General features: G+C 57.5%; 2 protein-coding genes. Both read left to right on the top strand.

The annotated features are described in order from the left end of the window. Nucleotides 1–91: 91 nt before the first annotated feature. Complete coding sequence (locus EPN29_13665) at nt 92–589, top strand: aromatic-ring-hydroxylating dioxygenase subunit beta (GenBank protein ID TAN31361.1); 498 nt, start codon at nt 92–94, stop codon at nt 587–589. A gap of 301 nt (nt 590–890) precedes the next feature. Then, on the top strand, nt 891–1488 hold a 598-nt coding region (locus EPN29_13660), incomplete at its 3' end, for a dihydrodipicolinate synthetase (GenBank protein ID TAN31360.1).

Below are 1488 nucleotides of genomic sequence, written 5' to 3'. Positions count from 1 at the left end.
AGGAGCAGATGCGAGCCTTCTGGCGACGGTGGCGCGAACAGATCAGCCCGCAGCGGGAGGTAGTGGTGTGACGATCCAGCAGGATCTCGGCGTGACGGCCGCAGAAACCGCGACTGTGCAGCGTTGCGAAGTCGAAGATTTTCTGTACGGTGAGGCATCGCTGCTCGACGCGTGGCGTCTCGATGAGTGGGCGGAACTTTTTACCGAGGATGCGCGGTACATCGTTCCGGCTAACGATCTTCCTGACCCTCAAGCCGACGGTGATCTGGTCCTTATCAGCGACGACAAATTTATGCTGCTCGGGCGTGTCGAGCGCCTCAAGAGCCGTAAAGCGCACCGGGAATATCCTCATGCGACAACCCGACACCAAGTCAGCAACGTGTGCATTCTCGATCAATCGGGTGGCGAGATCGCGGTGAGCGCGTATTTCACAGTATGGCGTTTTCGAAATGGAAGTGACGACCATTACGTTGGCCGATACGATTATCGGCTCCGCCGCGTGGATGGTAATTTTCGGATCTGCTACAAACGCGCAGTGATGGATATGACGAACCTCAGGCCCGCCGGCACTATCAGTATCCTCCTGTGAGTGCTGTCGGCTTTAAACCGGTTGCAGATAGGTCTGATTAACATGAAAGGGTCGATAGCCGAAGTTGTGGGAGTATGAGTCGATATACGTGGCCGACCCGTCTTTGCTGTCGGGTGGCTCTGACACACCCGTGGTGGCGCAGACCCCCGCGACGGTATTCGACCGCGTCGTCAATTAAATAACCCGTTTCCAATGTGCCAAGGATGCGCGTAACGCCTGTTCTTCATGGCTGACCATGGTGGGTGCACTGGTTAGTCTGTGATCCGTTTAACTATCCACCGACAAGTAAAGGAGCTACCTCGTGTCACCGCAGCTAAGGGCCCAAGATCTCAAAGGCGTGTTCAATATCTTGCCCACCCCAGCTATTAAGAACGCGTCGCTATTGACCAGCGATGACACCGTCGACTACGAAGCGACAACGCGCCTCGTGCGCGCCGTCGTCGATGGCGGTGCGGACGGGATTATGACGAACGGGACATTCGGCGAGGCCGCAACGTTGTCTTTCGACGAGTTGGAGGGGTTCGTTGCGCGGGTCGTCGACGAAGTCGGCGGGGCCGTCCCCGTGTTCGCCGGAGCTACCGCCTTGGGCACTCGTGAGACGATACGACGCGGTCGTGCGCTGTTGGCACGCGGCGTGAGCGGGCTTTTTCTGGGCCGGCCGATGTGGTGTGAATGCGACGACGCGACAATTGTCGGTTTCTATACCGATGTCGCTGAGGCACTGCCTGATGCGCCGATTGTTATCTATGACAACCCGGAGGTGTTCAAGGGAAAGATCTCGACGGCGGTGTACCGAGAACTGGCGAAGATCCCCGGGATAATCGGCTCCAAGTATATTGGCCTGACTCCGGTCTATGAAGCGGATGTCGAGGCGTGTGGCGACGGTTTGACAATCATGC

It is taken from the genome of bacterium (assembly GCA_004299235.1).
In the GTDB taxonomy this organism is placed as follows: Bacteria; Chloroflexota; Dormibacteria; order Dormibacterales; family Dormibacteraceae; genus SCQL01.
The sequence above is the reverse complement of the archived record's forward strand: the minus strand, read 5'-3'. Positions and strand labels throughout refer to the sequence as shown.